Origin of the sequence: Pyrococcus kukulkanii (assembly GCF_041647995.1) — an archaeon.
Lineage (GTDB): Archaea > Methanobacteriota_B > Thermococci > Thermococcales > Thermococcaceae > Pyrococcus.
Genome location: NZ_JARRIB010000003.1, coordinates 399,237 through 405,348, shown reverse-complemented (window position 1 = coordinate 405,348; position 6,112 = coordinate 399,237). Strand labels below are relative to the sequence as shown.

The 6,112-nt window shown below is 39.8% G+C and carries 7 protein-coding genes and 2 pseudogenes; all 9 read right to left on the bottom strand.

The genetic code is table 11. The features are described 5' to 3' along the window. Positions 1-150 precede the first annotated feature (150 nt). Positions 151-492, bottom strand: a complete 342-nt coding sequence (locus P8X24_RS08440; RefSeq protein ID WP_372915307.1) for a hypothetical protein — start codon at positions 490-492, stop codon at positions 151-153. A 34-nt stretch (positions 493-526) separates the two neighbouring features. Continuing rightward, a complete protein-coding gene (locus P8X24_RS08435; RefSeq protein WP_372915305.1) occupies positions 527-892 on the bottom strand; it encodes a glycosyltransferase family 2 protein in 366 nt (121 codons plus the stop codon). A gap of 327 nt (positions 893-1,219) precedes the next feature. Beyond that, positions 1,220-1,630 carry a hypothetical protein gene (locus P8X24_RS08430; protein ID WP_372915303.1) on the bottom strand — a complete coding sequence of 137 codons (411 nt, stop codon included), beginning with the start codon at positions 1,628-1,630 and terminating at the stop codon, positions 1,220-1,222. Continuing rightward, positions 1,623-2,306: a hypothetical protein gene (locus tag P8X24_RS08425; protein ID WP_372915301.1), complete on the bottom strand. Its 684-nt coding sequence runs from the start codon at positions 2,304-2,306 to the stop codon at positions 1,623-1,625. The genes P8X24_RS08430 and P8X24_RS08425 overlap by 8 nt, the downstream gene beginning before the upstream one ends. Positions 2,307-2,317: 11 nt before the next feature. Beyond that, the gene (locus P8X24_RS08420; RefSeq protein ID WP_372915299.1) at positions 2,318-3,142 is read right to left on the bottom strand and encodes a hypothetical protein; all 825 of its coding nucleotides are present in this window, start codon (positions 3,140-3,142) and stop codon (positions 2,318-2,320) included. Positions 3,143-3,322: 180 nt separating this feature from the next. Next, positions 3,323-4,053, bottom strand: a pseudogene (locus P8X24_RS08415) (isopentenyl phosphate kinase). Positions 4,054-4,117: 64 nt separating this feature from the next. Then, positions 4,118-4,926 (bottom strand): annotated as a pseudogene (locus P8X24_RS08410) (IS982 family transposase). 430 nt (positions 4,927-5,356) lie between these two features. Beyond that, positions 5,357-5,833, bottom strand: a complete 477-nt coding sequence (locus P8X24_RS08405) for an IS1/IS1595 family N-terminal zinc-binding domain-containing protein (RefSeq protein WP_372915297.1) — start codon at positions 5,831-5,833, stop codon at positions 5,357-5,359. 68 nt (positions 5,834-5,901) lie between these two features. Then, positions 5,902-6,051 carry a hypothetical protein gene (locus P8X24_RS08400; RefSeq protein ID WP_372915295.1) on the bottom strand — a complete coding sequence of 50 codons (150 nt, stop codon included), beginning with the start codon at positions 6,049-6,051 and terminating at the stop codon, positions 5,902-5,904. Positions 6,052-6,112 lie beyond the last annotated feature (61 nt).

Below are 6,112 nucleotides of genomic sequence, written 5' to 3'. Positions count from 1 at the left end.
TTCTTCACCCTGTTCCTCGAACCGTAAAGCCTATCCCACTTTTCCTGAACCCTCTTTCTCCTGTAATAATAACCCAGGGTAATCTTCTTTTGCCCTGTCTCAAAGATTATAAGCATCTAAACCGATTTTTAATCTTGATGGGAACTAGGGTTAATCTCTTTCTGTTTTATACCACTTGGAGTTTCCTTTTATTATATCCCAATATCCGGCAATTGTAACTAATGGTGCTAAGAAATAGCCTATTGCAGTGGATCCTACATTTTTTAGATACTCTTTTACATAAGAGATAGGTTCCTTGAGATTTAAGTGATTTTTAATCTCAGGGATTTTTAGTTCATCTAATGTAGCGACGAATGGGGGAATCGTTAGGTAATAAATGGAAGCAATATAGTTTACTAGAGCTACCGCGTGAGGGATATCATTGCTAGATAAAACAGTAGAGGCGAATCCTATATATGCTAATGGTGCAGTTGCGGAAGCTATCTTAACCACGAAATAATGAAAAAAGTTCTTGATTAATTGCTTTTTATACTTCCAGAGTATCGCAAAAATTACCTTTAAACCATCTTTTGAATCTCTTAAACGCAACTTTTAAACTTCCTGGTGAGTCCTCTATTGTATATGTACCATCTATGAATTTAATATTGTAGTCTCTTTCCCTAAGTTCTAGGGATAGTTTAGTATCTTCTACTAAATTTGTGAATTGTCCCAAATATCCGTCGTTCCCTTTTTCAAGAATATCTATAATGTCTTCTAAGCTATTCTTTGGAAATATCATCCCTGCCCCCTTTAGAAGAACACTTTTCCCTAAATTCTTTCTTCCAGAATCTATCAGCCACTGTATGTAAGCCTGAGATATAAAGTATATTCTCCCTATGAGGTCTTCGGACAAGCTTTTGGATTTGAAGGGAAATGCAACAACTTTTTGTTTGATAGATAATTTTGCGATCTCCCTTATTTATATACTTTGATAGCTTATCGAAGTAGTCTTTTGTTAGAGAGACCTCCGCGTCGAGAATTACTATATACTCTATGTTTTTCACTGAAATATTCGTGGACTTTGAGAATGTATCTATCCCTATAATGCATCACTTTTTCCAGCGTGGCATTGAAGTTGTATCCGTGATAAATTCTACCCTGCCGAATGGCGTTTGCCCATGAAATGAAATGCCTTATTCCAGTCCTCTCAAGCTCTCCCTCTGCTTCAAAACCTCTAAGTTTAGCTGTATCCTCTGGCCCCCTTACAGGTATTCGAAGGGTATATATAGTACCCCAGGTTACCATATCTATCATAGAACACGATCTGCAAATCATTGTGAACGTTTCTCTTTCCACGTCTGGTAATATAATAGAGCCAGTACACCGTATACCCAGTATCGTTCTCTATTACAACATAATATTCCTGCTCCATATAAAAGGGAACTTCACGGATAATTCCCTTCACGTATCCAGTCCCGTTGTAATAAAATAGCGTGCCATTTGTAAGAGGATTTGTGAGGTTTTCAAAAACTTCAACTGGAATCAAATTCAAGTATTTCTCGTCAGAACTATTTGAGGTCTCATGAGTACATATGAAAATTCCTCCAGCAAGTAACATGGCGACAAGAAGGACGATGGTTTTTTCATCCAATCACTTCCAACCATTGTTCCCAACTCCATCCTTTACAGTCATTTGAGGTACATTCTCCTTTTAACCAGAGCAACATTCTTGTCTCTGAATCAATTGCAAGCAATAAAATAGCATCATTTGTTTTAGCCCGTACCAATAGACACTTTCTTCTATATATTTCCTTAATATCAACAACTGTTAAGGTAAAATACTTTGAAGTATACGAGTAATCCTCCTTTAAAGGAAGCTTCGAGAACAGAGGGACATAGGGGTACCCAATTCTAAGGAGCTCGGCCTCTGCCTGTTCTCCTTCCATGTATTCCGACCCATCTGGTTGGAGTAGCTTTATATGCGAATTCATAATTTCAGCTTTGCCTCCCTCACCTCTAAAATATGAATAGCTCGGTTCCCACCACTCAGTTTGGACGTATTCTTTGATAATAATTGTAGTCCCATTTTTGTAAATCCTAAACAGGCGAGTTGAATTGTCTACCAATTTGCTACCTGAGTACTCAACCATTCTATAAATGAGGGTTATATTATCCTTGTTCTTAATAGAGTGAAGATTCACAGCTTCAAATTTTACAGATTCGGTAAGAAATCTCTCTCCACTTTGATTCCAAAAAGGAACATGAAGGATGAAAAATAATAACCCCAAGGTCAAAAAGAAAAATACAAAAACAAATTTAAGTCTCATTTTCTCCCACCTTAACATCTTTCATGCCAAATATAAACTAATGTTGGCCAAAAGTTATGAATATATCCATACCAGTTGGCCTCTGGATTTGGCTCTGGACCTTCGACGTATCCCATATGTGTAGAGGGGCTATATCTGGCTTCGTATCTATATCCATACCCAATACCTCTGGTGAAATCTCGTCCGTATGCTCCATATGCTGCATAACGGGCAGTTTTGTGATATCCTTTGCTCGTCACTTCTTGTTTAAAGCTTTCAAGATTTGGGAAGTATTTATAATTGCTTGACCATCCAAGTTTTGGATCAACATTTGTACAACCCCAGAGGCATGCAACACCTTTCTCTACCTTGCATGAAGATGAGCTTCCCGGCTTGTTCCATGAGCAGGGTATTGCCCCAAGCTTTGAGTGCGTTGGTATACCTGTAGCATGGATTACTCTGCGAGGAAGCTGATAATTACAGGAATATGTATCACTTGAAGACATTGGACTAACCTGGCTTGTTATGAATTTGCTTAGGGAACAAATTCTCTTTCTTTCTACCTCTGCTGTTATTAACTTGTTGAGAATTATTTCTTTCTTCCTTTCTTTCGGTAGACTGCAGAAAATCTTTACTTTTTTGATTTCTTCTTTTGTCAGACCCTCCTTAAGCATTTCCTCATCAGACATTTTACACAGTCTTTCTTCAAAGTCTTTGACTATTAGAGTTGCCTGGCTATCGAGAATAACTAATGTTTGCTTGTCTAATCTTTCTTTAGGACTTTCAGCAGAGATAAAGTTATTCGCCGTAGCTACCAGCAAGAACAGCCCAACAAGTAGTGCAAGCAATCTCTTCATGCTTGCACCTCCTACCCAATATTGCAATGATACTTTTGACTTCAAGACTTATAAATTTTTCCTTTTACGAGTTGTAATCTGTTACGCTTTTTTTTTCGTGAGTTATTACTTTCCAACCGAATCTTCCAGAACCCCATTAGCTAAAAGAAACCCAAGTAAAAGACTGAACAAAAAAGAACATTAAAACTTAAGCCTTGTGCCAACTCTTTGACCTTTGATAGCCTTACTGAGATTCTCCCTAACCTTCCCATTTATGAAATAAACTTCACTGTGCTTCGCTATCTTTAAAGCCTCTCTCAACTTGTTTCCAATTCCTCCAGTTACATCAATTCCAGCTGATTCTGAACTTTCCAGCAAATGTCTAATTTCTTCAGCATTGAGCTCTTCAATTAGTTTTGCATCCTTCTCCTTCGGATTCCTGTCATAAATCCCATCAACATCCATCAAAAAGATGACTTTGTTTGGCTTAAGCATCTTTGCGAGATAGCTTACTATTTGATCTCCTGAAAGAATATCTATGCCCTTGTCAAGGGCTATTGCTGTGTCCCCAAACAGAATGGGGATAAACTTAAGCTCGAGGAGCTTCCTCAGTATCTCAATCTCTCCATAGATTATCTCTTTGTTTTCAATTAGAAAGATTGACGATGAAGAGACGGAATAAGCGGGCAAGCCTTTCTCTAAGAAAGTTTGAATTATCAAGTCATTGAGCTTGAGCATTGCCTGATGCGTTTTTGAAAAACCAATCCTTTTTCTATCAACACCTCCAACAAGCCCTTGTGAACCAATATGAAGTCCTCCTTTGGATAAAACTGAGCAATTTTCTCAGCTATCTGCTCCACTATGTGCTTGTGGAATGAGTATTCTTTCTCTTTGTCGCTTATTACACTTCCACCAAGCTTGATGAGTATCATTGTAAACACCAAAGAAACAATGTGAATTTAAGGTTTATAGCAGTTTTTGAATATTGTTTATACCCTAGTTCCCACCACCTGTGAAGTTGTATAATCTATCCAGATTCATGGCCAGAATTGCTCCCAAAATCTTAACAGCCAAGCCCCTCAGACTAACACTCCGATTAGGATTTAACAGGGAAAGCATCCAGCTTAGAAAACAGAGTCTCAATCCTCCTGCGGAAATCAGACAAGTACTTGTAAAACTTCTTCTCCTCCAGGCTACTAATCTGATTCTCCCTCTTTACTGGAACATAAACAACCCCAAACTGCCGGAACTCCTCCTCAAGTTCTCCACTCACGTAACCCTTATCCAAAAACAGAAAACAACCAGTGAACTTCTCAACAATCCACCCGAAATTCTCCCGAACCACCGTAACATCATGCTTATTCGCCGGATCAACAGACAGTAAGGCCAAGAGATTCCCATCAGAATAACACGTCAGCTTGTACCCGTAATAGAACTTTTTTTAGAAGGATAAAACCAACCGCGGGTTTTCCAGTTATGATTTCTGAAGAGCCCTTCTTCTTCCTGTTTTTTCTTGCAAGTTCTTTTGTCTCAACTGGTTTTGAGTCTATTATCCTGACGTACTCTTTAGCGTGTTTTCTGAACAATTCTTCCTGCGCCAGGAGCAGGAGTTTCTCGTGCCTGTTTAAGCGTTGTTCCTGATTTTTGGGAACAGTTTAATTTCTTCAATTAAAACCCGGTAAGCGTGCTTGTAAATTCCTCCGAAGTGTAAGTGTGCCAGTATTGCGAATGTTATCAGGTCGTAAAGGCTGATTACTTCCCTGTGGGTGTTTTTTTGGATAGTGTTTTCTAATTATTGGGTAAATTTCAGATCGCTCATCTAGATATTCTGGCTGATATTAGTTCTGAGAACCACCCCCACCTGTTATTCAATACCAACGCCAGAAAGTCCAAATAATCCTGCAACCATCTGAAACTGACACCACGATACTTCCTCAGATAAGCCCTCAGAAAACTGTGCCTGTTTTCACAAGTATTAACGTGAACCTCACCACGTGCAAACTCCTTCCCAGAATGATTAACCCGCTCGTGAGAAATGATAAATACTCCCCAATTCCTCCTTCAGGGAATCATAACGTCAGTAAAAACCTTCAGTCCCCCACAATCAAATTCCCAACCCGCTGCTTAAACTTCTGAGGAAACTCCCTCAGATTCTCAAAGACAAGAAAGAGGACGCGTCCTGTTTTTCGGACTACGAGAGTCACCGCCGGCGGTTTTCCGGACTTTGCAGTCCCCCTAACGTTCTAACTGCCTCTCCTTCCGAGAGTTTTTAAAGCCTTTACTGCCAGCGTGCGGGTAAACTTCGTCAATTTCGATAACGTCTTCCAGCCTGATTTTGGATTTTCCGGCTGTTTTCTGCACTTTGTGGACAAAATTTAGGACTGCTTGGTAGTCCCTGTTGAGTTCTTCAGCGATGAGTTTGGTGCTTTTGTGTGGCATTGACCAGATTATGTAAAAGGCTTCGTTGATTGGGAGTTTGTGGTGGTCGAATATTGTGCCGGTTAAGTCGTTGAAGTATTTCCCGCAGTTTTTGCAGTGGTATTTTTGGGCTCCTTTTGGTGTGTGTCCGTTTTTCTGGACTTCTTTACTGCCGCAGTATGGGCAGGTTACTCCTTTCGGCCAGCGTGTTTGTCTGATTATTCTGTAACATTCTTCTGGGTCTGGCAGGAATAATTTTCGAGCGATAACATCGTTTGTAATTACCCCGGTCATGATAAGTGCTTAGGGAAGAAAACTTAAAACCCTTCAGTCACAATATCTAGATGAGCGTAGGAGAAAAATCAAGAAAGCTCCCTCAACAAATCTACCATCCCCTCAGACAATTTCACCATGACCTCTAATGCGATCATGAAAGAATGCTTCTTTTGTGAATCACCCAACAGCCCAGAAGAAGCAAGCATACCACTAGCATAACTCACAGCCTTTTCCATAGCCTTCTCCTCAGGATCTCCCTGGGGGTTCTTGCGAGGGTTGCGGAGAAGTTTGAGGAAA